Here is a 23211-nt window from a genome sequence, read left to right on the forward strand (position 1 = left end):
CAGCGGGTCGACCCACACACCAGCAGCACACGCGCCATCCTGGCGGCGTTGGCGGCGAACGCCGGGATCGCCATCGCCAAGTTCATCGGGTTCCTGATCACCGGCAGCTCGTCGATGGCCGCCGAGGCGGTGCACTCGGTGGCCGACACCTCCAACCAGGCACTGCTACTGCACGGCCAGCGCGCCGCGGCCAAGGAGGCCGACCGGCTCCATCCGTTCGGCTACGGCCGCAGCCGCTACTTCTGGTCGTTCGTGGTGGCGCTGGTGCTGTTCACCCTGGGCTCGGTGTTCGCGATCTATGAGGGCTACCACAAGATCATCCACCCCGAGGAACTGAGCTCTCCGGTGGTGGCGATCGCCATCCTGGCCGTGGCCATCGGATTGGAGTCCTACAGCTTTCACACCGCGGTGACCGAGTCGCGACCGCTCAAGGGCGCCCAATCCTGGTGGCGGTTCATTCGCAACTCCCGCAACCCCGAACTGCCGGTGGTTCTGCTGGAGGACACCGCCGCGCTGGTCGGCCTGCTTTTCGCGCTGACCGGCGTCGGTCTGGCGATGCTCACCGACGATCCGGTGTGGGACGGCATCGGCACCGTGGCCATCGGCGTGCTGCTCGGCGTCATCGCGATCATCCTGATGGTGGAGATGCACAGCCTGCTGATCGGTGAGGGGGCCACCGCCACCGAGGAACGGGCGATCCGCGCCGCGTTGGAATCCACCGCACACGTCGAACGACTGATCCACATCCGCACCCTTTACCTGGGCCCGGACGAGATGCTGGTCGCCGCCAAGGTCGCATTCGCCCCGCAGACGAACCTGGCCACCGTCGCGGCCAGCATCGACGCCGCCGAAGCACACGTGCGGGCCGCCGTTCCGGCGGCCCGGGTGATCTACCTCGAGCCCGACCTGGATCGGGGCTGACCGGATGTCGGCGCGCACGGCGCAATGGCGCATCAAGTCGGTGGAGCAGTCGATCGCCGACACCGACGACCCGGACACCCGGCTGCGCAAGGACCTGACTTGGTGGGACCTGACCGTGTTCGGGGTGTCGGTGGTGATCGGCGCCGGCATCTTCACCGTTACCGCGTCCACGGCGGGCAACATCACCGGCCCCGCGATCTGGATCTCGTTTCTGATCGCCGCCGTCACCTGCGGGCTGGCCGCCGTGTGCTACGCCGAGTTCTCCTCGACGCTGCCGGTGGCGGGAAGCGCCTACACCTTCTCCTACGCCACCTTCGGCGAGGGCATGGCCTGGATCATCGGCTGGAACGTGGTGCTGGAGCTGGCGGTCGGTGCCGCGGTGGTGGCCAAAGGCTGGTCGACCTACCTGGGCACGGTGCTCGGATTCGGCGGCGGCACCGTCGTTCTGGGCGGATTCCCGCTGGACTGGGGGGCGCTGGTGATCGTCACGCTGGTCGCGATCCTGCTGGGGATGGGCACCAAGCTGTCGTCACGGTTCTCCGCGGTCGTCACCGCGATCAAGGTGGCGGTGGTGCTGCTGGTGGTTGTCATCGGTGCCTTCTACGTCAAGGCCGCCAACTACTCGCCGTTCATCCCCCCGTCCGAAACCGGGCGCCGCGGCGACGGTGTCGACCAGTCGGTGCTGTCGCTGTTGACAGGTGCGCCCTCCAGCCACTACGGCGGTTACGGCGTGCTGGCCGGGGCGGCCATCGTGTTCTTCGCGTTCATCGGATTCGACATCGTGGCCACCATGGCCGAGGAGACCAAACACCCGCAGCGCGACGTGCCGCGCGGCATCCTGGCCTCGCTGGGTGTGGTGACCGTGCTCTATGTCGCCGTCTCGGTCGTACTGTCCGGCATGGTGCCCTACACCGACCTGCGGGACCGCTCGGACGGCAGCCACGCCAACCTGGCCACCGCCTTCGTGGCCAACGGGGTGCACTGGGCGTCGGCGGTCATCTCGGTCGGCGCCCTGGCCGGACTGACCACCGTCGTGATGGTGCTGATGCTAGGGCAGTGCCGGGTGCTGTTCGCCATGGCTCGCGACGGCCTGCTGCCCCGGCGACTGGCCCGTACCGGCGAGCACGGCACACCGGTGCGGATCACCGCGCTGGTCGCGGTGGTGGTGGCAGCGACCGCCGCGGTGTTCCCGATGGGCAAGCTCGAAGAGATGGTCAACGTGGGCACGCTGTTCGCCTTCATCCTGGTGTCGGCGGGGGTGATCATCCTGCGTCGTACGCGGCCCGACCTGCCCCGCGGCTTCAGCGCGCCGTGGGTACCGGCGCTGCCGATCGCCTCGATCCTGGCCTGTCTGTGGCTGATGGTGAACCTGACCGCGATGACCTGGATCCGGTTCGGCGTGTGGATGGTGCTGGGGATGGCCATCTACGCCGGCTACGGCTACCGGCATTCACAGCTGGCGCGTCGAACCGCCGTTCCGACGGACATCGGGGCACCCTAAGACCACGACTTTTACAAAAGATACATCTTTGTCTAGACAGCCGACTTGCTAGTCAGTATTGTCAACTGTCAGGTGGTAGAACTCACAACTGACAAGGAGGTCTGATGGCGATGAATACCCAGGCGGCCGCCGCGACATGGCGGGACCGGAAGCGTTATCTGTGGCTATTGGGCCTGATCGCGCCGACCGCACTGTTCATCGTGTTGCCCGTGGTGTGGGCGATGAATCACGCCGGCTGGCAGACCGCGTCGCAGGCGCTGTTCTGGATCGGCCCGTTCCTGGTGTACGTTCTGCTGCCGCTGCTGGACCTGCGATTCGGCCCGGACGGGCAGAACGCGCCCGATGAGGTGATGGAGCGGCTGGAAAACGACCGCTACTACCGCTACTGCACCTACGTCTACATCCCGTTCCAGTACGCGAGCGTCGTCCTGGGCGCATACCTGTTCACCGCGTCGGACCTGAGCTGGCTGGGCTTCGAGGGGTCGCTCAGCTGGCCGGCCAAGATCGGGCTGGCATTGTCGGTCGGTGCGCTGGGCGGGATCGGGATCAACACCGCCCACGAGATGGGGCACAAGAAGGAAGACCTGGAGCGCTGGCTGGCCAAGATCACCCTGGCCCAGACCGGTTACGGGCACTTCTACATCGAGCACAACCGCGGACACCACGTGCGGGTGGCCACTCCCGAGGACCCGGCGTCGGCCCGGTTCGGCGAAACGTTCTGGGAGTTCTTCCCGCGCAGCGTGATCGGCAGCTTGCGCTCGGCGTGGCGCCTGGAGGCGACCCGGCTGCGCCGGCTGGACAAGAGCCCCTGGCATCTGAGCAACGACGTGCTCAACGCCTGGCTGATGTCGGTGGTGCTGTTCGGCGGGTTGATCGCGGTGTTCGGGCCGGCGCTGATCCCGTTCCTGGTCATTCAGGCGGTGTACGGCTTCTCGTTGCTGGAATCGGTGAACTACCTGGAGCATTACGGTCTGCTGCGGCAGAAGCTCGACAGCGGCCGCTACGAGCGCTGCACCCCGGAACACAGCTGGAACTCCGACCACATCGTCACCAACCTGTTCCTGTACCACCTGCAGCGCCACAGCGACCACCACGCCAACCCGACCCGCCGCTACCAGACGCTGCGCAGCATGGACGGCGCGCCGAATCTGCCCAGCGGCTACGCATCCCTGATCGGGCTGACCTACATCCCGCCGCTGTGGCGCAAGCTGATGGACCACCGGGTGCTCGAGCACTACGACGGCGACATCACCCGGGCCAACATCCAGCCGCGCCTGCGCAACAAGGTGCTGGCCCGCTACGGAGTGGCCGCCTGATGGCCGCCTTCCGCTGCCCGGGTTGCGGATACGTCTACGACGAGGCTAACGGCGCACCGCGGGAAGGCTTTCCGGCCGGCACATCCTGGGATCAGGTTCCCGACGACTGGTGCTGCCCGGACTGTGCGGTACGTGAAAAGGTCGACTTCGAGCTGATAGGAGCGAACACATGACCGACTACAAGCTGTTCGTCTGCGTGCAGTGCGGCTTCGAATACGACGAAGCCAAGGGCTGGCCCGAGGACGGCATCGCACCCGGCACCCGCTGGGCCGAGATCCCCGAGGACTGGAGTTGCCCGGACTGCGGGGCGGCCAAATCCGACTTCGAGATGGTGGAGGTCGCGCGGCCGTGACAGCCCCGGCTAGTGTCGCCGGTGTGACACGGGTCCCCTACGCCGAGGCGTCGCGAGCCCTGCTGCGCGACTCGGTACTCGACGCGATGCGGGACCTGTTACTCACCCGCGACTGGTCGGCGATCACCCTGTCGGACGTGGCCCGTGCCGCCGGGATCAGCCGCCAGACGATCTACAACGAGTTCGGCTCCCGGCAGGGTCTGGCGCAGGGGTACGCGCTGCGACTGGCCGATCGGCTGGTGGACGCGGTGGACAGCGCGATCTATAACAACGTCGGCGAGGTGGAAGCCGCGTTCCTGGAAGGCTTCCGGGCGTTCTTCACCGAGTCGGCCGCCGACCCGCTGGTGATCTCGCTGCTCACCGGGGTGGCCAAACCCGACCTGCTGCAGATCATCACCACGGACAGCGGCCCCATCATCACCCGCTGCTCGCAGCGGCTGACCGAGACCTTCATGCACAGCTGGGTGCAGGCCAGTGAGGACGACGCCGGCATTCTGTCGCGGGCGATCGTGCGGCTGGCCATGAGCTACGTCTCGATGCCGCCGGAGGCCGACCACGACGTCGCCGCCGATCTGGCCCGGTTGTTCACCCCGGCCGCCGAACGCTACGGAGTGATCGAGCCGTAGCGACCCAGTGCCGGATGATGGGCTGATAGTTTCGTCGGACAAGCACGCTTGTCGGAGGTGGTTGCGGTTACTGACCTTGTGATCAGTGAAGACGTGGGGAAGGTGCCCGTCGCGCTGAGCGACGTGGGCGACTCGCTATCCACGGTCGACCTGTCGCAGCTATCGGCTGGTTGGCAGAGCCCGTCGTTGGTTGCCGCACTGTGGCTGACCAACGATGTCCTTCCGCAGCTGAATAGCGCGCACGCGACGCGGATATACGCAGTGGGTGATGCGACCGACCATGCTCATCGAACGTTGGTGAACGCAGACCGGCACGGAACGCAGATTGTCTGAGGACGCTGCTACGCCGACGAGAAGCCACCTCGAAGCGGATAACCCACAGCTGGTACTCGCCTTGATCGAGAGCTGGCCGAAATCCGCTGAACGCTTGGCCGACCACGGTGACAGCTATGAGGCCGCGGTGCGCGCGCCTGAGTGGGAGGGCCATACCGCGGGTGGTGTCATCACGACCGCGGCTCGCCACAACGCCGTGATCGGGGACCACCGCGCGACGATCACCACGATGGCCGACACGGCGCGCGCCGCGATGGGTCCCGTCATTTCACATCGCAACCACACCCTCGGCCTGATCGAAGACGCAGAGCGAGACGGTCAGTTCGTCGTCAATGACGATTTGACGGTCGACACCGACCGACTTGCCCAACGCCCGGCAGCTGATCAGCTGCAGGTGCAGATCCGCCAGTCCGCCCAAAATTGGTGGGCCGCCCAAACGGCAGCAGCGGATCAGATGTATGCATCGGGCCGAGGCCTAAGCGAAAGCGCCGGGATTCAACTTGTTGACCACCAGATCCCGCTGTCTCCCGGTAGCCCATTTCCGCAAGACCCGGGTCGCCCCCCTCCGGACCCGGACCACATGACCCGTGCCCAAGCCGCAGCCGGTTTGAAGGATGTAAACAACAGGATCGCTGAGCACAATGCAGATATACCTGTAATTTCCGCGTTGCCGCCGAACGATCCGCGTCGAGCGGACTTCACTTATGAAACGAATTTACTCAACCAGGAGAAACAACATTATCTGAACGTTTTGCCGCCGCAACATCCGCCCCGCGTGGTGGCCAGCCCTAACGGTGTAGATCTTCCTGGTGTGCCGCCTGGGGTTACTTCGCAATTGCCGGCAAACTCTGGTCAGGGTTGGATATATCCCGTAACGCCCAGTCAGCCGGGGATCGACCCACGCGTAGTCTCGATCCGGGTAATGGAGCCGACATCGACATATCCGAACGGTTACGTTAACTATCTGAATGCTCAAGGGCAAGAAGTCGACCCAACTACGGGGCGCACAATTGCACCCTCGAATGATTACGCTCATATCCCGCTGCCACCATCGTGATGATAGGATTCTCGTATGGGTAGTTACTCGATTAATGAACTTTACGAGTTTGCGCCGGAATTGTCGTCTGACCTGGCTGTGCGACGCAATCCACTTACTGAGTTCGGAGCGCTGGGAGAATCGGAGTTCATTGATTTGCGCCTTTCGGCGCAGCGTTCACGCGCCGGTGTCATCATTGACGTTCGTGGTCTCGGTTTCGGGGAGTCTAATACTGCGCTCTTGGTATTGACCGGGGTCGGGAACATTGCTTGGTCCAACGATGACCGGCAACTTCCGTGGCACGCCCGCCGTGGAGGTTGGGAACCGGCCACCTCCCCGTGGACGCAGTTGCCCGGAGTGCGGATGGCCAACGCAGAGCAATGGGCATCGGATACTGCACGGGATGCTGATTTTGACGGTGTCGCGCCTGCAATATCCAATGCTGCGAACAACGAGGTCCTTGAGTATATCTTGAGATTCGAGTCGTTAACTGTCTCTAGTTTGAGTGCTCAAATTTACCTCGGGCAGGTGGAAGGGATGGACGGACCGCCACCGGATATGGGGGAAATGTCAGATCGTGACTTGATTGCCGGGTTTCCGCAATGGTCGTCGATCATGGTGGTTCAGCATCACCACAAATTCCCGTGACCACACTACGCGCAGGCGCGCAGTGTGGTGACGCACGTGCCGTACTGGTGAGGTAGCAATGGCTACGGTGGCGCTGCGCACGGTGGGCAGCATCGAGTTGGCTGATCTGGCCGCGATCTGCGAACTGCAAGGACTGGAATACCTGCCGCATCCGTTCTTTACCCGGGTGTGGCTGCCACGGGGGGACACCAGCGGGACAACCGCGGGGGAGCGCTTCGTCGATGGGGATTTGAGGGTCTTTCAGCGCTGGATCGATGGCTATCGAAACGCTGACATCTGGGTCGAATCCACAGTGTATTTCGCCTCCCGAGAGACCCCGGCTGTGCGAATCCTGGCGTACCGCGCGGGGGAGTCGGGGTTTTTTGCATCCCAACGACCCGGCGAGGACATGATCGATGTGTTCACCCTGTCGCCTTACGAGATAGGCACGGCGGTCGCGGCCTCAGTCGGGTTGACCACACCTGGCAAGCATGCTCGCATTGTTGTTCCCGGTTTTCTCCCGAATCGCGATCGTGCCGCTGTGGACCGCGGATTCACTTTTCCTGACCCAGGTCGCGGCGGCCAAAGCCGCGCCGTGCTGGCCGAAGCCGATGTGACGGCGTTTGGGGTGATCCAATCGCGCTGCCAACCCGCGCGCGAATGGGGGCTCGACTGGGGCACAAGGTACGCGGCGTGGGTTCGGGTCGGCGACGACGGCGAATATGTCTACAGTCCGGATTCCAGTCATGCGACCCCCGTGACGCCAGCTGCTCTGAGCAGGCGGATCGATCAGCTGATCGTTGGCGATGTCGCGGTCTTGCGCCAACGGCGCGAAATCACCTGAGCTGCTGCCTGAGCAGGCTGGTCCGAACCGCTCGCGGGGCCGTGGCCATGCCCGACTACTGTGTACGCGAGCTTGTACGTGAACTGACGAGGGGACCCTAATGACTTTGACCGCGGACGTTGCCAACGGCATCGACTACAAGGTCGCCGACCTGTCGCTGGCCGAGTTCGGCCGCAAGGAGATCCGGCTGGCCGAGCACGAAATGCCGGGCCTGATGTCGCTGCGGCGCGAGTACGCCGACGTCGCCCCGCTCAAGGGCGCCCGCATCACCGGTTCGCTGCACATGACCATCCAGACCGCGGTCCTCATCGAGACCCTCGTCAGCCTCGGCGCCGAGGTCCGATGGGCGTCCTGCAACATCTTCTCCACCCAGGACCACGCCGCCGCCGCGGTCGTCGTCGGCCCGCACGGCACCGTCGAGGAGCCCAAGGGCACCCCGGTCTTCGCCTGGAAGGGCGAGTCGCTGGAGGAGTACTGGTGGTGCGCTGAGCAGGCCCTGACCTGGGACGGCGAGCCGGCAAACATGATCCTCGACGACGGCGGCGACGCCACCATGATGGTGCTGCGCGGCGCCCAGTACGAGAAGGCCGGCGTGGTGCCGCCCGCCGAGGACGGCGACTCTCACGAGTGGAAGGTCTTCCTGGGGACGCTGCGCGACCGGTTCGAGACCGACAAGACCAAGTGGACGACGATCGCCGAGTCGGTGCGTGGCGTGACCGAGGAGACCACCACCGGTGTGTTGCGGCTGTACCAGCTGGCCGCCGCCGGCGAGCTGAGCTTCCCCGCCATCAACGTCAACGACTCGGTCACCAAGTCCAAGTTCGACAACAAGTACGGCTGCCGGCACTCGCTGATCGACGGCATCAACCGCGGCACCGACGCCCTGATCGGCGGCAAGAAGGCCCTGGTCTGCGGCTACGGCGACGTCGGCAAGGGTTCCGCGGAATCGCTCAAGGGTCAGGGTGCGCGGGTCACCGTCACCGAGATCGACCCGATCAACGCCCTGCAGGCATTGATGGAGGGCTACGACGTCGCGACCGTCGAGCAGGCGATCGGTGAGGCCGACATCGTCGTCACCACCACCGGCAACAAGGACATCATCACCCTCGAGCACATGAAGGCGATGAAGAACCAGGCCATCCTGGGCAACATCGGCCACTTCGACAACGAGATCGACATGGCGGCGCTGGAGACCTCCGGCGCCACCCGGATGAACGTCAAGCCGCAGGTCGACGTGTGGACGTTCGGTGACACCGGCAAGTCGATCATCGTGCTGTCCGAGGGCCGGCTGCTGAACCTCGGCAACGCCACCGGGCACCCGTCGTTCGTGATGAGCAACAGCTTCTCCAACCAGGTGATCGCCCAGATCGAGCTGTGGACCAAGAACGACGAGTACGACAACGAGGTCTACCGGCTGCCCAAGCACCTCGACGAGAAGGTGGCCCGCATCCACGTCGAGGCGCTCGGCGGCACGCTGACCAAGCTGACCAAGGACCAGGCCGAGTACATCGGCGTCGACGTCGAGGGCCCCTACAAGCCCGACCACTACCGGTACTGATCCCATGCCGAACGTGCGGTTTCATACGCGACACGCCGTAGGTCGCGTACGAAACCGCACACTCGCGCCGTGCTGATCGCGATCGAGGGTGTCGACGGGGCCGGCAAGCACACCCTGACCACCGGGTTACGGGCGGCGTTCGAGGGTGCCGGCAAGTCGGTGGCGACGCTGGGCTTCCCGCGCTATGGACAGTCGGTGACCGCCGACGTGGCCGCGGAGGCCCTGCACGGTGAGCACGGTGACCTGGCCGGCTCGGTGTATGCGATGGCGATGCTGTTCGCGTTGGACCGCGCCGCGGCAACCGACGCGATCGCCGAACTGTGCGACGGCCACCACGTGGTGATCCTGGATCGCTATGTGGCCTCCAACGCCGCCTACAGTGCTGCCCGCCTGGAGCAGGACGCCGCCGGGGAGGTGGTGGCCTGGGTCGAGGAGCTCGAGTACGGCCGCCTGGCGTTGCCGCGCCCCGATTGGCAACTGCTGCTCGATGTCTCGACCGAGCTGGCCGCCGCACGGGCCCAACACCGGGAGAAGCAGGACGCGCGGCGCACCCGCGACGTCTACGAGCGTGACGACGGACTGCAACGCCGCACCGGTGCGGTGTATCGCGGACTGGCGCAGAATGGTTTCGGCGGGCGCTGGCAGGTGGTCGGCGCCGACGTCGATGCCGCAGCGCTGGCCGCGCAGCTCGGTTCTTAGCCGAAACGCGCGCGTGGTGCCCACGTTTTGTCGCAATTGAGTGACACCATGGAGGCCATGAGGCAAAGGATTCTCGTCGTGGACGACGACGCTTCGCTGGCCGAGATGCTCACCATCGTTCTGCGCGGGGAGGGTTTCGACACGGCGGTCATCGGTGACGGCACCCAGGCGCTGACCGCCGTGCGCGAGCTGCGGCCGGATCTGGTGCTGCTGGACCTGATGCTGCCGGGCATGAACGGCATCGACGTGTGCCGGGTGCTGCGGGCGGACTCCGGAATCCCGATCGTGATGCTGACCGCCAAGACCGACACTGTCGATGTGGTCCTCGGGTTGGAGTCCGGCGCCGACGACTACATCATGAAGCCGTTCAAACCCAAGGAGCTGGTGGCCCGGGTGCGCGCGCGGTTGAGGCGCAACGACGACGAACCCGCCGAGCTGCTGTCCATCGCCGACGTGGACATCGACGTGCCGGCGCACAAGGTCACCCGCCAGGGCGAGCAGATCTCGCTGACCCCGCTGGAATTCGACCTGCTGGTGGCACTGGCCCGCAAACCTCGCCAGGTGTTTACTCGGGATGTGCTGCTCGAACAGGTCTGGGGCTACCGGCACCCGGCCGACACCCGGTTGGTGAACGTGCACGTGCAACGGCTGCGGGCCAAGGTCGAGAAAGACCCGGAGAACCCGACCGTGGTACTGACCGTTCGAGGAGTGGGTTACAAGGCCGGACCTCCGTGATCGGAGAGCGACGCCGATGATCCGCGTCGGCGACGATGCACAGCGTCGCGATGAGGTGGGGCGGCTCCGATGATCTGGGCCTCGCGGCGGCGCCCACGGGGTCGCTGGGGGCGTTCCGGACCGGTGCTGCACGGCATCAACGCACTGGGTCGCGTCGTGGCGGCCGGCTGGCGTCGCTCCCTGCAGCTGCGGGTGGTGGTGCTGACCATCGGCCTGTCGTTGGCCGTCATCCTGGTGCTCGGTTTCGTGCTGACCAGCCAGATCACCAACCGCGTACTCGACATCAAGGTCCGGGCCGCCACCGAACAGATCCAGCGGGCACGCACCACCGTCAGCGGCATCGTCGGTGGTGAAGAGGCCCGCTCGCTGGATTCCAGCCTGCAACTGGCCCGCAACACGCTGACGTCGCGGACCGATCCGACCTCCAGCGTCGGACCGGCCGGAGCCTTCGACGCCGTGCTGGTGGTGCCGGGCAGCGGCCCGCGTGCCGCGGCGACCGCCGGGCCGATCGCCCAGGTGCCGACCGCCCTGCGGGACTTCGTCAAAGCCGGCCAGGTGAGCTACCAGTACGCGACGGTGCAAGCCGACGGGTTCTCCGGCCCCGCGCTGATCATCGGCACCCCGACGTTGTCCAAGGTCAGCAATCTGGAGTTGTACCTGATCTTCCCGCTGGGAAACGAGGAGAGCACGATCCGGCTGGTGCGCGGCACGATGGCCACCGGTGGGCTGGTGCTGCTGGTGTTGTTGGCCGGCATCGCGGTCCTGGTGTCACGGCAGGTGGTGCTGCCGGTGCGGGCGGCGGCACGCACCGCCGAACGGTTCGCCGAAGGCCACCTGTCCGAACGAATGCCGGTGCGCGGGGAGGACGACATGGCGCGGCTGGCGGTGTCGTTCAACGACATGGCCGAAAGCCTGTCGCACCAGATCGAACAGCTCGAGGAGTTCGGCAACCTGCAGCGGCGCTTCACCTCCGACGTCAGCCACGAACTGCGTACCCCGCTGACCACGGTGCGGATGGCCGCGGACCTGATCTATGACCACAGCGAGGATCTGGACCCCACGCTGCGGCGTTCGACCGAGCTGATGGTCAACGAGCTCGACCGGTTCGAGACGTTGCTCGCCGATCTGCTGGAGATCTCCCGGCACGACGCGGGTGTGGCCGAATTGTCGGTGGAAGCAGTCGATTTGCGCTCCACGGTCAACAGTGCGCTGGGCAACGTCGGGCATCTGGCCGACGACGCCGGCATCGAGTTGCAGGTGCGGCTGCCCGATCACGAGGTGATCGCCGACGTCGATCCGCGCCGGGTGGAGCGCATTTTGCGCAACCTGATCAGCAACGCCATCGACCACGCCGAACACAAGCCGGTTCGGATCCGGATGGCCGCCGACGAGGACACCGTCGCGGTCACCGTGCGCGACTACGGGGTGGGGTTGCGGCCCGGCGAGGAGAAGCTGGTGTTCAGCCGGTTCTGGCGTGCCGACCCCTCGCGGGTGCGCCGGTCCGGCGGCACCGGCCTGGGTTTGGCGATCAGCGTCGAGGACGCCCGCCTGCACCAGGGCCGGCTCGAGGCCTGGGGCGAGCCCGGCCGCGGCGCCTGCTTCCGGTTGACCCTTCCGCTGGTGCGCGGCCACAAGGTCACCACCAGTCCGCTGCCGATGAAACCTATTGCGACCGAACGCAATGACCAGCGGGATCGCCAGCATGAGCCGGTCGAGAGGAGCGGCTGATGCGTGGAGGTCTGATTCTGCTCTGGGTGGCGGCCCTGCTGCTGGCCGGCTGCGCCGGGGTGCCGAGTTCCTCGGCACCGCAAGCCATCGGCACCGTGGAACGCCCCGCCCCGTCGAATCTGCCCAAGCCGACGCCGGGGATGGATCCCGACGTGCTACTGCGCGAATTCCTCAAGGCCACCGCCGATCCGGCCAACCGGCATCTGGCGGCACGCCAGTTCCTGACTCAGTCGGCCTCCAACGGATGGGACGACGCCGGCAAGGCGATGCTGATCGACAATGTGGTGTTCGTCGAAACCCGAAGTGCCGAGCGGGTGTCGGTGGAGATGCGGGCCGACATCCTGGGGTCGCTCTCGGATGTGGGGGTCTTCGAGACCAGTGCGGGCCAATTGCCGGATCCCGGCCCGATCGAACTGGTCAAGACTTCCGGCGGATGGCGCATCGACCGGCTGCCCAACGGAGTGTTCCTGGACTGGCAGCAGTTCCAGGCCACCTACAAGCGACACACGTTGTATTTCGCGGATCCGACCGGCAAGACCGTGGTTCCCGATCCGCGCTATGTCGCGGTGTCCGACGCCGACCAGTTGGCGACCGAGCTGCTGTCCAAGGTGATCGCCGGACCACGTCCCGAACTGACCCACACGGTGCGCAACCTGCTGGGCGCGCCGCTGCGGCTGCGCGGTCCGGTGACCCGCGCCGACGGCGGCTCCAGCGGTGTGGGCCGCGGTTATGGCGGGGCGCGTATCGACCTGGAGAACCTGTCGATCACCGACCCGCACAGCACGCAACTGGTTGCGGCACAGATCATCTGGACATTGGCCCGCGCCGACATCAAGGGCCCGTACGTGATCAATGCCGACGGCGCGGCCCTCGACGACCGCTTCGCTCAGGGGTGGACGACCTCCGATGTCGCGGCCACCGACCCGGGCGCGGCCGACGGCGCAGAGGCGGGCGTGCACGCCCTGGTGGGCGGCTCGCTGGTTGGCCTGGACGGGGAGCATTCGACCGTCGTGCCCGGCGCGTTCGGTCGGGCCACCGACCAGATCGCGGCGGCGCTGTCACACAGCGGACATCAGGTCGCCTCGGTGGTGGTGGCTCGTCCCGGCGCCCCGGATATGGAGTCCTCACTGTGGGTCGGCGATCTCGGCGGCGAGGCGGTCAAGGCCGCCGACGGGCACACCGTGTCGCGTCCCAGCTGGTCATTGGATGACGCGATCTGGGTGGTCGTCGACGGCATCAACGTGCTGCGCGCGGTACTGACCGCGTCGGGGGAGCCGGTGCGCATTCCGGTGGATTCCGGTGCGGTTTCGGCCCGGTTCCCGGGACCGATCACCGACTTGCAGCTGTCGCGGGACGGGACGCGCGCCGCGATGGTGATCGACGGGAAGGTGATCCTCGCGGCCGTCGAACAGAACGACACCGGGCAGTTCGCGCTGAACTATCCGCGCCGACTCGGTTTCGGGCTCGGGTCGTCGGTGGTGTCGCTGTCCTGGCGGACCGGCGACGACATCGTGGTCAGCCGAACCGATCCGGCGCACCCGGTGTCCTACGTCAACATCGACGGGGTCAACTCCGACGCCCCCAGCGGCAACCTGCAGCTGCCGGTGTCCACCATCGCCGCCAACCCGTCCACGGTGTATGTCGCCGACCCGCGCGGTGTGCTGCAATTATCCAGCTCGGCCGAGCCCAACCAGGGCTGGTCGGCGGTGCAGCCGTTCATGGTGTCCGGCGCGGTGCCGGTGTTGCCGGGCTGAGCGGTTGGCCGAGTGTCGACTTAGGACACGGCTTTTTGAAATCGGCGTGACACAACCCGACACTCGGCGCGCGGAAAGCGTCCTGTCGGACCCCGCCACCACACTGGCCTGATGCTGGACCTGGCGCTGCCCCTGGAATGCGGCGGATGCGGGGCACCGTCGACCCGGTGGTGTGACGTGTGCGCGGGCGAGCTGGCAACCGGCGCAGACCAGCCGTATCTGATCAGCCCGCGCATCGATCCCGGGGTGCCGGTGTTCGCCCTGGGCCGCTACGCCGGTGCCCGTCGGCAGGCGATCGTGGCCGCCAAAGAAAAGGGGCGAACCGACCTCATCATGCCGCTGGCGCGGGCGTTGGCGATCGGCCTGCACCGCCTGCTCGGATGGGGACTGCTCGAGCTGCCGCTGACCGTCGTGCCGGCTCCGACGCACCGCTCGGCCGCCCGGCGTCGCGGCGGTGACCCGGTCACCCGGATCGCGGTGGCCGCGGTGGCTGGGCACCCCGGCATCGCCGTCGCGCAGGCCCTGCGGATGTCGGCGCTGGCCCGCGACTCGGTGGGCCTGGGCGGCGCGGCCCGCGAGCGCAACATCGCCGGGCGGGTGCTGCTGCACCGCCGGCGGCTACCGAGCGACGCGGAGATCGTGCTGGTCGACGACATCGTCACCACCGGGGCGACCGCGGCCGAATCGGTGCGGGCGCTCACCGCCAGCGGGGTGAAAATCGCCGCTGTGCTGGCCATTGCGGCCGCCTGAGAGCGGCCCGGCGCCCGCTGCGGCGCCCAGTGGTCAAGAACTCGCAACACGTCTGCGGAATTGGTGGCACAGACCCTAGAACAAGGTCTACCGTCGGGGTCAAGCACCCGCCTTAGCGGCGGCGACTCTCCGGGTGGGAGGTGAGTTTTCGACATCTCGTAGCGACTACCGCATGTAATCCAGTAGGTCCCCGCGCGTGCGACGCGATGAAGAAACGAGTGTGGAATATGACAAGCGAATTCGTGGATACCAGCTCAGTGGCGACCGACGCAGACGACCAGGTCGATACGTCGCTGCGCGCCGAGGTCGTGGTCAAGGGCCGCAACGTCGAGATCCCCGATCACTTCCGCATCTACGTTTCGCAGAAGCTGACCCGCGTGGAGCGGTTGGATCGCTCCGTCTACTTGTTCGATGTCGAACTCAAACACGCGCGCAACCGGCGCCAGCGCAAGTCGTGCCAGCAGGTGGAGATCACCGCCCGGGGCCGAGGGCCCGTGGTGCGCGGTGAAGCCCGAGCCAACAGCTTCTACGCCGCTTTCGAGGCGGCCGTCGACCGGTTGGAGAGCCGGATGCGGCGCGGCAACGATCGCCGCAAGGTGCACTACGGCGACAAGACCCCGGTGTCGGTGGCCGAGGCCACCGCGCTCAGCACGCTGCCGGACCCGACCCCGGGTGCCTGGGATCGGGACGCGACCTCACCCGCCGACCACGACGGTGTCGAGTTCGACGGCCCCGAGCGCGAGCCGGGCCGGGTGGTGCGGACCAAGGAGCACGAGGCGGTGCCGATGTCCGTCGATGATGCGCTCTACGAGATGGAGCTGGTCGGCCACGACTTCTTCCTGTTCCTGGATAAGGAGAGCGAACGGGCCTCGGTGGTCTACCGCCGGCACGGCTACGACTACGGGCTGATCCGGTTGGCCTGACGGATTGCCCAGGCGACCCGCAGCGCCCGGCTGCGCCGCCCTCGCGATCGCCGCTGAGGTGTCAGGCGGCGACCCGCAGCGCCCGGCTGCGCCGCCCTCGCGATCGCCGCTCCGGGACGGCTCCTCACGTCGCTTAGGATGGGTGACGTCGAACACTCCGATCCTCCCTGCACGCCGGGAGGTACCCCAAGGGAACATTTCTGTGCTGAGTAAATTGCTGCGCCTCGGTGAAGGCCGCATGGTCAAGCGCCTGCGGCGCGTCGCGGACTATGTCAACACCTTGTCCGACGACATGGAGGCGCTGACCGACGCCGAGTTGCGGGCCAAGACCGACGAGTTCCGCAAGCGCTACGCCGACGGTGAGTCACTCGACGACCTGATGCCCGAGGCGTTCGCGGTGGCCCGCGAGGCGGCGTGGCGGGTGCTGTCCCAACGGCCGTTCGACGTGCAGGTGATGGGTGCCGGTGCGCTGCACTTCGGCAACGTCGCCGAGATGAAGACCGGTGAGGGCAAGACCCTGACCTGTGTGCTGCCCGCCTACCTCAACGCGCTGTCCGGCGACGGGGTGCACGTCGTCACCGTCAACGACTACCTGGCCAAACGTGACGCCGAGTGGATGGGCCGGGTGCACCGGTTCCTCGGGCTGGACGTCGGGGTGATCCTGGCCGGCCTGACACCCGACGAGCGCCGGGTCGCCTATAACGCCGACATCACCTACGGCACCAACAACGAGTTCGGCTTCGACTACCTGCGCGACAACATGGCGCACACCGTCGACGACATGGTGCAGCGCGGCCACAACTTCGCCATCGTCGACGAGGTCGACTCCATCCTGATCGACGAGGCCCGCACCCCGCTGATCATCTCCGGCCCCGCCGACGGCGCCTCCAACTGGTACAGCGAGTTCGCCCGGATCGCGCCGCTGATGCAGAAGGACACCCACTACGAGGTCGACCTGCGCAAGCGCACCATCGGTGTGCACGAACTGGGGGTGGAGTTCGTCGAGGATCAGCTCGGTATCGACAACCTCTATGAGGCGGCGAACTCGCCGCTGGTCAGCTACCTCAACAACGCCATCAAGGCCAAGGAGCTGTTCACCCGCGACAAGGACTACATCGTCCGCAACGGCGACGTGCTGATCGTCGACGAGTTCACCGGCCGCGTGCTGTTGGGCCGCCGCTACAACGAGGGCATGCACCAGGCGATCGAGGCCAAGGAACACGTCGAGATCAAGGCCGAGAACCAGACGCTGGCCACCATCACCCTGCAGAACTATTTCCGGCTGTACAACAAGCTCGCCGGAATGACCGGTACCGCCGAGACCGAGGCCGCCGAGCTGCACGAGATCTACAAGCTCGGCGTGGTGCCCATCCCGACCAACCGGCCGATGGTCCGCTCCGATCAGATCGACCTGATCTACAAGACCGAGGAGGCCAAGTACCTCGCGGTCGTCGACGACGTCGCCGAACGCTACGAGAAGGGCCAGCCGGTACTGATCGGCACCACCAGCGTGGAGCGCTCGGAGTACCTGTCCCGGCAGTTCACCAAGAAGCGCATTCCGCACAACGTGCTCAACGCCAAGTACCACGAGCAAGAGGCCGGCATCATCGCCGAGGCCGGCCGCCGCGGCGCCATCACCGTGGCCACCAACATGGCCGGCCGTGGCACCGACATCGTGCTGGGCGGCAACGTCGACTTCCTCGCCGACAAGCGGCTGCGTGAACAGGGACTGGACCCCGTCGAGACCCCCGACGAATACGAGACCGCCTGGCATGAGGTGCTGCCGCAGGTCAAGGCCGAGGCCGCCGAGGAAGCCGAGGACGTGATCGACGCCGGCGGGCTGTACGTGCTGGGCACCGAACGCCACGAGTCTCGGCGCATCGACAATCAGTTGCGCGGCCGCTCGGGCCGCCAGGGTGACCCCGGCGAGTCCCGGTTCTACCTGTCGTTGGGCGATGAACTGATGCGACGTTTCAACGGCGCGACCCTGGAAGCGTTGCTGACCAGGCTGAACCTGCCCGACGACGTGCCGATCGAGGCCAAGATGGTGACCCGGGCGATCAAGAGCGCCCAGACCCAGGTCGAGCAGCAGAACTTCGAGATCAGAAAGAACGTCCTCAAGTACGACGAGGTGATGAACCAGCAGCGCAAGGTCATCTACGCCGAGCGCGGCCGGATTCTGCAGGGCGAGAACCTGGCCGAGCAGGCGCACGACATGCTGGTCGACGTCATCACCGCCTACGTCAACGGCGCCACCGCGGAGGGTTACGCCGAGGACTGGGACCTCGACGCGCTGTGGGCCGCACTCAAGACGCTGTACCCGGTCGGGATCGACCACCAGGACCTGCTGGATTCCGAGGCCATCGGTGAACCCGGCGAGCTGACCCGCGAGGAGTTGCTCGACGCGTTGATCGAAGACGCCGAACGCGCCTACGCCGCGCGGGAGTCCGAACTGGAGGAGATCGCCGGTGAGGGCGCGATGCGGCAGCTGGAACGCAGTGTGCTGCTGAGCGTCATCGACCGCAAATGGCGTGAGCACCTCTATGAGATGGACTACCTCAAGGAGGGCATCGGCCTGCGCGCGATGGCCCAGCGTGACCCGCTGGTCGAATACCAGCGCGAGGGCTACGACATGTTCACCGGCATGCTCGACGGCCTCAAGGAGGAGTCGGTCGGGTTCTTGTTCAACGTCGGCGTCGAGGCGGCCCCAGCCCCGGCGGTGGCTCCGGTGGCAGCACCGGACGGGCTCGAGGAGTTCGCCGCCGCCGCAGCCGGCGCCGCGCAGCGACAGGTTGCGGGTGCCGCCGGTGCACCGGGAGCGCCGGGCGCACCCGGCGCGCCGGGACGCCACGCTGCGGCTCCGGCGTTACAGGCCAAGGGAATTGACGACGACGCTCCGGCACTGACGTATTCCGGTCCCGCCGAGGACGGCTCCGCGCAGGTGCAGCGCAGCGGTGGCGCCGCCCGGCATGCCGTCGCAGACGGAAGCACCCGCCGCGAGCGCCGTGAGGCGGCCCGCCGCCAGGGAAAGTCGGCGAAGAAACGCTAGGTCCCAGCGCCTTTCCCGCCGAGCAGACGTAAAGTCGCACGCCGCGCCCCAGAATCGTGCGATTTTGTGTCTGCTCGGCATGGATTGACGCCTCGATAGGGCGGACAATCGGGGAATGAAGGGTTTGCTGACACTCGGATACGGGGCCATCAGTTACCTGGCTTTCGTTGCCGCTTTTGGTTACGCGATCGGCTTCGTGGGCAACTTCGTTGTGCCACGGACCGTCGATCACGGGATTGCCGCGTCCGCCGGTGAGGCGGTCGTGGTCGATGTACTTCTGCTGGCCGCGTTCGCGGTCCAGCACAGTGTGATGGCGCGGCCGGCGTTCAAACGCTGGTGGACGCGGGTGGTGCCGCCGACGATCGAGCGCAGCACCTACGTGCTGCTGTCCAGCGCGGTGCTGGCACTGCTGTACTGGCAGTGGCGAACGCTGCCGGCGGTGATCTGGGACGTCACCGCTCCGGCGGGCCGGCTGGGATTGTGGGTGCTGTTCGGGGTCGGCTGGGTGACGGTGTTCGCCGGAAGCTTCATGGTCAGCCACGTCGACTTGTTCGGGCTGCGTCAGGTGTATCTGGCTTGGCGCGCAAAGCCCTACACCGACATCGGCTTTCGCGCCCGCTCGCTGTACCGGCTGGTTCGCCATCCGCTGATGCTCGGGTTCATCATCGCGTTCTGGGCGGCGCCGACCATGACGGTCGGGCACCTGCTGTTCGCGGCCGCCACCACCGGCTACATCGTGATCGCGGTCCGTCTCGAAGAACACGACCTGGAAGCGGCGCTGGGCAGCCAGTACCGCGACTACCGCCGCGAGGTACCGATGTTGGTGCCACTCCCGCACCGGCACCCGACGGCCGCGTCGCCGCAGCATTGACGCGCGCTCTAGCCGATGTGCAGGGCGACGACCTGCCAGGGCGGCCCCGGACTGTCCGGCACGGGCTGGAGTCGGCACGCAATCGCGTGGGTGCGCCGCCCGCGGGTGTAGGTGCCGAACACCTCTGCTGCGCTGGGATTTTCGGGGTGACCGATGGCCTGTAGCCGCACCCGCCGCAGCACCGCAGCTCCGGCGCGGGAACCGTATGCCCCTCGCAGCGCCGACAGGGAGTCGATCAGCCCGGCGGACAACAGCGGATGCAGCTGGGACAGCGGGCGGCGCCGGTCGATGACCTCCAGCACCCGGCGCAGCGTGGCGTCGGCGAACGCGCCGGCGGCCCGCAGGGCGGGAGAGGGCGCTGCGGGAGGGTGCGCGGCCGCGCGCCGCCGCGCCGGACGCGGTGAGCGGGGCGCCACGGGCGGCGCCGGGCGGTGGTGCGGCACAGCGCGAACCGGCGGCTCGTAGTCCACGACGGGGGCGACGACGGATGTGATGCTCACGGCGGCTCTCCAGATCGATCGACGGTGAACAAGCCTGCTGGAGAGTGGCAGAGCGTTGCCGTCATCATCGCACAACAGCGGTGTTCGTGTGTCCCACCCGCGCTGCGGCGCACCCGGGGCGCGGGTTACCGTGAGCGGACCATGGTGACCCGGTTGTCCGCATCGGACGCATCCTTTTACGGTCTGGAGAACACCGCCACACCGATGTATGTGGGGTCGCTGTCGATCTTGCGTCGCCCGCGTTCCGGGTTGAGTTACGAGAAGCTGCTGTCCACCGTCGAGCAGCGGTTGCCGCAGATCCCGCGCTACCGGCAGAAGATCCGGGAAGTGAGCATGGGCTTGGCCCGGCCGGTCTGGGTCGATGACGGCGACTTCGACATCACCTACCACGTGCGGCGTTCGGCGCTGCCGTCCCCGGGCAGCGACGAGCAACTGCACGCGCTGATCGGCCGACTGGCCCAGCAGACACTGGACAAGTCCCGCCCGCTGTGGGAGATGTACCTGGTCGAGGGGCTGGCCAACAACCGCCTTGCGCTCTACACCAAGTCGCATCAGGCGCTGGTCAACGGGATGGCGGCGTTGGAGATCGGTCATGTGATGGTCGACCGCACGCAGCAACCCCCGTCGTTCGGGGAAGACATCTGGATTCCGCGGCGCGAGCCCGGGACCGTGGAATTGGTCATGGGTGCGCTTTCGGACTGGGTGGTCGGCCCCGTCGCATCGGTTGACCGGGTCCGCTCCGCGGTGACCGACATGGCCACCAACGCCGGCTACCTGGCCGATCTGGGCCGCAGCGCGGCCAACGTCGCGCGCACCCTGGTGCGCGGCACCGCACCCAGCAGCCCGCTGAACACCACCGTGTCCCGCAACCGCCGGTTCAGCGTGGCCAGCGCCCCCTTGCAGGACTTCCGCACCGTGCACACCCGCTACGGGTGCGATGTCCACGATGTGGTGCTGGCGGTGGTCGCCGGCGCGCTGCGCAACTGGCTGCTGTCCCGCGGCGAGCCGGTGGCGTCGACGGCGACAGTGCGGGCCATGGCGCCGATGTCGGTTTACCCCGACGACGGAGCGGCATCCGGGCCGGGTCAGGCGATCAGCACGGTGACACCGTTCCTGGTCGATTTGCCGGTGGGCGAGCCCAACGCGGTGATCCGGCTGTCGCAGATCGCGCATGCCACCGAATCGCATTCGGCGCCGGCCAGCACCGTCGACGCCCGCACCATCGTGACGCTGTCGGGTTTCGCCCCGGCGACCCTGCACGCCATGGGCACCCGGGTGGCGACCACCTACTCGGTGCGGGTCTTCAACCTGTTGATGACGAATGTTCCCGGACCGCAGGCGCCGATGTACATCGCCGGCACCAAGCTGCTGGAGACCTACGCGGTGCTGCCGCTGTTGCACAACCAGGTGCTGGCCATCGGCGTGACGTCCTACAACGGCAGGGTGTACTTCGGCATCAGCGCCGACCGCGAAGCGATGAGCGATGTCGACATGCTGCCGGGGCTGTTCGACGAGTCGCTCGAGGAGCTGCTGGAAGCCGCTAAATAACTCGACGGCAATCGACGGTCAAACTCCGCCCATGGACCTACGATCCTGGTGTGAGCAAAGCAAGCGGGGGGCCGGAAAAGGCTCAGCACAAAGACAAGAAGAAATCCACGTCGCCGCGCAAGGTCGCCAACGAGGTGTATGAAGTCGAATTATTCCGGCTGCAAACAGAATTGGTCAAGCTGCAGGAATGGGTGCGGCATTCTGGCGCACGTATCGTGATCCTTTTCGAAGGTCGAGATGCGGCGGGCAAGGGCGGCACGATCAAGCGGATCAGCGAGTATCTCAGCCCGCGGGTGGCCCGCGTCGCCGCGTTGCCTGCACCGAGCGACCGGGAACAGGGCCAGTGGTACTTCCAGCGCTATATCGCCCATCTGCCCGCCAAGGGGGAGATCGTGCTCTTCGACCGGTCGTGGTACAACCGCGGCGGCGTCGAACAGGTTATGGGGTTCTGCACACCCAAGGAACATGCGCTGTTTCTGCGACAGACGCCCATCTTCGAGCAGATGCTGCTCGAAGACGGAATCATGTTGCGCAAGTATTGGTTCTCGGTCTCCGACGATGAGCAGCTGCGCCGGTTCAGAAAGCGGTTGAACGACCCAGTCCGGCAGTGGAAGCTCAGCCCAATGGACTTAGAGTCTGTGTATCGGTGGGAGGATTATTCGCGCGCCAAGGACGAGATGATGGTGCACACCGACATTCCGGCGAGCCCGTGGTATGTGGTCGAGTCGGATATCAAAAAGCACGCGCGACTGAACATGATCGCGCATCTGCTGTCCACCATCCCGTATCACGACGTGGAGCGGCCGAAGGTGGAACTGCCTGAACGCCCGGTTCTGAGCCGTAGCTATCAGCGTCCATCGCGCGACCTGACGACCTATGTCGACGACCATGTGGCAAAGTTGACGGGTGCTCGTAGCTGACCCGGTGACCACTGCCCGATGAGGGTCTATGTCCCGACGACACTGGCCATGCTGCAGCAGTTGGTCGTCGAGGGCTCGGTAAGCCCGGTCAGCGGCACCGCGTTCGCGGTGACCCCGGCGTTGCGTGAGGCGTACGCGCACGGCGACGACGACGAACTCGGCGAGGTCGCGCTGCGCGAGGCGGCGTTGGCGTCGCTGCGGCTTCTGGCCGCCGGGGACGCCGACGCGGCTGCGGGGCTGCCCACCCGCCGCGCGGTGCTGGTCGCCGACATCGACGACCCGTCAGCGGTCACGGTTCGTTCCGACCTCGACGACGCCGTGGTGCGCCTGTCGGGTCCGGTGCGGATCGGCGACGTGGTGGCCACCTACGTCGACACCGCCGCCGCGGAACCCGCCGTCGCCGCCGCGATGGGCGTCATCGACGAGGCCGACCTCGGCGACGAGGACGCCGAACTGACGGTCGGGGACGCCGAGGACCACGACCTGGCCTGGTATGCCACCCAGGAGCTGCCGTTCTTGCTGGAACTGCTGTAAGCGGCTCGCGCAGTGTGACGCCGATTTCGCGGTGGATACGCAACCGTAGGTTACGGTACCGTAGGTTAGTCGAGCAGGAGCCTGCA

The 23211-nt window shown here is 66.6% G+C and carries 22 protein-coding genes; 21 read left to right on the forward strand and 1 reads right to left on the reverse strand.

The genetic code is table 11. The features are described from left to right. Positions 1-36 precede the first annotated feature (36 nt). The 18 genes from AC5Y36_RS14195 to mddA all read left to right on the forward strand — a co-directional run bounded on the left by AC5Y36_RS14195 (position 37) and on the right by mddA (position 19623). Positions 37-921 carry a cation diffusion facilitator family transporter gene (locus AC5Y36_RS14195; protein ID WP_500041652.1) on the forward strand — a complete coding sequence of 295 codons (885 nt, stop codon included), beginning with the start codon at positions 37-39 and terminating at the stop codon, positions 919-921. A 4-nt stretch (positions 922-925) separates the two neighbouring features. Beyond that, positions 926-2422 (forward strand): amino acid permease, encoded by a 1497-nt coding sequence (locus AC5Y36_RS14200; RefSeq protein ID WP_500041560.1) that lies wholly within the window; start codon positions 926-928, stop codon positions 2420-2422. Between the two features lie 104 nt (positions 2423-2526). Continuing rightward, the gene (locus tag AC5Y36_RS14205; RefSeq protein WP_500041561.1) at positions 2527-3738 is read left to right on the forward strand and encodes an alkane 1-monooxygenase; all 1212 of its coding nucleotides are present in this window, start codon (positions 2527-2529) and stop codon (positions 3736-3738) included. Next, positions 3738-3911, forward strand: a complete 174-nt coding sequence (locus AC5Y36_RS14210; RefSeq protein ID WP_500041562.1) for a rubredoxin — start codon at positions 3738-3740, stop codon at positions 3909-3911. Before AC5Y36_RS14205 ends, AC5Y36_RS14210 begins: the two co-directional genes overlap by 1 nt. Next, on the forward strand, positions 3908-4090 hold the full coding sequence (locus tag AC5Y36_RS14215; protein WP_500041563.1) for a rubredoxin: 183 nt from the start codon (positions 3908-3910) through the stop codon (positions 4088-4090). The genes AC5Y36_RS14210 and AC5Y36_RS14215 overlap by 4 nt, the downstream gene beginning before the upstream one ends. Then, positions 4087-4716: a TetR family transcriptional regulator AlkX gene (alkX, locus tag AC5Y36_RS14220; protein ID WP_500041564.1), complete on the forward strand. Its 630-nt coding sequence runs from the start codon at positions 4087-4089 to the stop codon at positions 4714-4716. The genes AC5Y36_RS14215 and alkX overlap by 4 nt, the downstream gene beginning before the upstream one ends. A gap of 325 nt (positions 4717-5041) precedes the next feature. After that, complete coding sequence (locus AC5Y36_RS14225; RefSeq protein WP_500041565.1) at positions 5042-6106, forward strand: hypothetical protein; 1065 nt, start codon at positions 5042-5044, stop codon at positions 6104-6106. A 15-nt stretch (positions 6107-6121) separates the two neighbouring features. After that, positions 6122-6733 carry a hypothetical protein gene (locus AC5Y36_RS14230; protein ID WP_500041566.1) on the forward strand — a complete coding sequence of 204 codons (612 nt, stop codon included), beginning with the start codon at positions 6122-6124 and terminating at the stop codon, positions 6731-6733. A gap of 58 nt (positions 6734-6791) precedes the next feature. Beyond that, on the forward strand, positions 6792-7556 hold the full coding sequence (locus tag AC5Y36_RS14235; protein ID WP_500041567.1) for a hypothetical protein: 765 nt from the start codon (positions 6792-6794) through the stop codon (positions 7554-7556). A 100-nt stretch (positions 7557-7656) separates the two neighbouring features. Further along, positions 7657-9114 (forward strand): adenosylhomocysteinase, encoded by a 1458-nt coding sequence (gene ahcY / locus AC5Y36_RS14240; RefSeq protein ID WP_500041568.1) that lies wholly within the window; start codon positions 7657-7659, stop codon positions 9112-9114. Positions 9115-9183: 69 nt separating this feature from the next. Further along, a complete protein-coding gene (locus AC5Y36_RS14245) occupies positions 9184-9813 on the forward strand; it encodes a dTMP kinase (protein WP_500041569.1) in 630 nt (209 codons plus the stop codon). Between the two features lie 48 nt (positions 9814-9861). After that, on the forward strand, positions 9862-10548 hold the full coding sequence (gene mtrA, locus AC5Y36_RS14250; RefSeq protein WP_500041570.1) for a two-component system response regulator MtrA: 687 nt from the start codon (positions 9862-9864) through the stop codon (positions 10546-10548). Between the two features lie 69 nt (positions 10549-10617). Beyond that, on the forward strand, positions 10618-12276 hold the full coding sequence (gene mtrB / locus AC5Y36_RS14255; RefSeq protein ID WP_500041571.1) for an MtrAB system histidine kinase MtrB: 1659 nt from the start codon (positions 10618-10620) through the stop codon (positions 12274-12276). Next, positions 12276-14030, forward strand: coding sequence for an MtrAB system accessory lipoprotein LpqB (gene lpqB / locus AC5Y36_RS14260; protein ID WP_500041572.1), 1755 nt, complete (start codon positions 12276-12278; stop codon positions 14028-14030). Before mtrB ends, lpqB begins: the two co-directional genes overlap by 1 nt. A 111-nt stretch (positions 14031-14141) precedes the next feature. Further along, complete coding sequence (locus AC5Y36_RS14265; protein ID WP_500041573.1) at positions 14142-14780, forward strand: ComF family protein; 639 nt, start codon at positions 14142-14144, stop codon at positions 14778-14780. Positions 14781-15007: 227 nt separating this feature from the next. Beyond that, complete coding sequence (gene hpf, locus AC5Y36_RS14270) at positions 15008-15703, forward strand: ribosome hibernation-promoting factor, HPF/YfiA family (RefSeq protein ID WP_500041574.1); 696 nt, start codon at positions 15008-15010, stop codon at positions 15701-15703. Positions 15704-15905: 202 nt separating this feature from the next. Continuing rightward, positions 15906-18752 carry a preprotein translocase subunit SecA gene (gene secA / locus AC5Y36_RS14275; protein WP_500041575.1) on the forward strand — a complete coding sequence of 949 codons (2847 nt, stop codon included), beginning with the start codon at positions 15906-15908 and terminating at the stop codon, positions 18750-18752. 115 nt (positions 18753-18867) lie between these two features. Further along, complete coding sequence (gene mddA / locus AC5Y36_RS14280) at positions 18868-19623, forward strand: methanethiol S-methyltransferase (RefSeq protein ID WP_500041576.1); 756 nt, start codon at positions 18868-18870, stop codon at positions 19621-19623. An 8-nt stretch (positions 19624-19631) separates the two neighbouring features. Here mddA and AC5Y36_RS14285 read toward each other — a convergent pair whose 3' ends face one another. Next, entirely contained in the window at positions 19632-20123 is a 492-nt protein-coding gene (locus AC5Y36_RS14285) for an Rv3235 family protein (protein WP_500041577.1), read from the reverse strand. Positions 20124-20264: 141 nt separating this feature from the next. On the opposite strand from AC5Y36_RS14285, the gene AC5Y36_RS14290 reads away from it, so the two are divergent. From AC5Y36_RS14290 to AC5Y36_RS14300, 3 genes are read left to right on the forward strand one after another with little or no spacing between them, the layout of a single operon-like run. Beyond that, positions 20265-21671: a WS/DGAT/MGAT family O-acyltransferase gene (locus AC5Y36_RS14290; protein WP_500041653.1), complete on the forward strand. Its 1407-nt coding sequence runs from the start codon at positions 20265-20267 to the stop codon at positions 21669-21671. A 50-nt stretch (positions 21672-21721) separates the two neighbouring features. Continuing rightward, positions 21722-22591 (forward strand): polyphosphate kinase 2, encoded by an 870-nt coding sequence (ppk2, locus tag AC5Y36_RS14295; protein WP_500041578.1) that lies wholly within the window; start codon positions 21722-21724, stop codon positions 22589-22591. Between the two features lie 18 nt (positions 22592-22609). After that, a complete protein-coding gene (locus AC5Y36_RS14300; RefSeq protein WP_500041579.1) occupies positions 22610-23125 on the forward strand; it encodes a DUF6912 family protein in 516 nt (171 codons plus the stop codon). The last annotated feature ends 86 nt before the right edge of the window (positions 23126-23211 follow it).

It is taken from the genome of Mycobacterium sp. NGS50, from assembly GCF_059812545.1.

What these genes read in the sequence shown, in the direction of transcription:
- AC5Y36_RS14200 (WP_500041560.1), top strand. Translation starts at nt 926, where the DNA reads ATGTCGGCGCGCACGGCGCAATGGCGCATCAAGTCGGTGGAGCAGTCG.
- AC5Y36_RS14205 (WP_500041561.1), top strand. Translation starts at nt 2,527, where the DNA reads ATGGCGATGAATACCCAGGCGGCCGCCGCGACATGGCGGGACCGGAAG.
- AC5Y36_RS14210 (WP_500041562.1), top strand. Translation starts at nt 3,738, where the DNA reads ATGGCCGCCTTCCGCTGCCCGGGTTGCGGATACGTCTACGACGAGGCT.
- AC5Y36_RS14215 (WP_500041563.1), top strand. Translation starts at nt 3,908, where the DNA reads ATGACCGACTACAAGCTGTTCGTCTGCGTGCAGTGCGGCTTCGAATAC.
- AC5Y36_RS14230 (WP_500041566.1), top strand. Translation starts at nt 6,122, where the DNA reads ATGGGTAGTTACTCGATTAATGAACTTTACGAGTTTGCGCCGGAATTG.
- AC5Y36_RS14235 (WP_500041567.1), top strand. Translation starts at nt 6,792, where the DNA reads ATGGCTACGGTGGCGCTGCGCACGGTGGGCAGCATCGAGTTGGCTGAT.
- ahcY (WP_500041568.1), top strand. Translation starts at nt 7,657, where the DNA reads ATGACTTTGACCGCGGACGTTGCCAACGGCATCGACTACAAGGTCGCC.
- mtrA (WP_500041570.1), top strand. Translation starts at nt 9,862, where the DNA reads ATGGAGGCCATGAGGCAAAGGATTCTCGTCGTGGACGACGACGCTTCG.
- mtrB (WP_500041571.1), top strand. Translation starts at nt 10,618, where the DNA reads ATGATCTGGGCCTCGCGGCGGCGCCCACGGGGTCGCTGGGGGCGTTCC.
- lpqB (WP_500041572.1), top strand. Translation starts at nt 12,276, where the DNA reads ATGCGTGGAGGTCTGATTCTGCTCTGGGTGGCGGCCCTGCTGCTGGCC.
- AC5Y36_RS14265 (WP_500041573.1), top strand. Translation starts at nt 14,142, where the DNA reads ATGCTGGACCTGGCGCTGCCCCTGGAATGCGGCGGATGCGGGGCACCG.
- hpf (WP_500041574.1), top strand. Translation starts at nt 15,008, where the DNA reads ATGACAAGCGAATTCGTGGATACCAGCTCAGTGGCGACCGACGCAGAC.
- mddA (WP_500041576.1), top strand. Translation starts at nt 18,868, where the DNA reads ATGAAGGGTTTGCTGACACTCGGATACGGGGCCATCAGTTACCTGGCT.
- AC5Y36_RS14290 (WP_500041653.1), top strand. Translation starts at nt 20,265, where the DNA reads ATGGTGACCCGGTTGTCCGCATCGGACGCATCCTTTTACGGTCTGGAG.
- AC5Y36_RS14300 (WP_500041579.1), top strand. Translation starts at nt 22,610, where the DNA reads ATGAGGGTCTATGTCCCGACGACACTGGCCATGCTGCAGCAGTTGGTC.